At 47.7% G+C, this 256-nt stretch carries 1 protein-coding gene; it reads right to left on the bottom strand.

Annotated features, from left to right (window positions below; all coding sequences use genetic code 11):
• Positions 1-192: RNA polymerase sigma factor (locus CWC28_RS21750; protein ID WP_283206571.1), on the bottom strand; the 192-nt coding region annotated here is incomplete at its 3' end.
• Positions 193-256 lie beyond the last annotated feature (64 nt).

Genomic DNA, 256 nt, shown 5'->3' with positions numbered 1-256 from the left:
TATTTTCAGAAGCCAGGCATAAACGGTCTCTGTCTCTTTAAGGTCGGAGAAGTGTTTCCAGGCTTTAAGCATGCACTCCTGTACCCAGTCTTCTGCTCTCTGTCGTGAGTCTGCTTGTCTTACAGCAACAGAGAACAACCGGTCACGCCAGGGGGTTGTAAACCGTTGAAACTGTTTTGCAGATTGAGACATGGGGGCACCATAAAGATTACACACAGCCAAAGACGGGGTGAGTTCAGGGTTTATTCCCCAATAA

The sequence above is a fragment of the Pseudoalteromonas sp. S4492 genome (assembly GCF_005886115.1).
In the GTDB taxonomy this organism is placed as follows: domain Bacteria; phylum Pseudomonadota; class Gammaproteobacteria; order Enterobacterales; family Alteromonadaceae; genus Pseudoalteromonas; species Pseudoalteromonas gelatinilytica.
The sequence above is the reverse complement of the archived record's forward strand: the minus strand, read 5'-3'. Positions and strand labels throughout refer to the sequence as shown.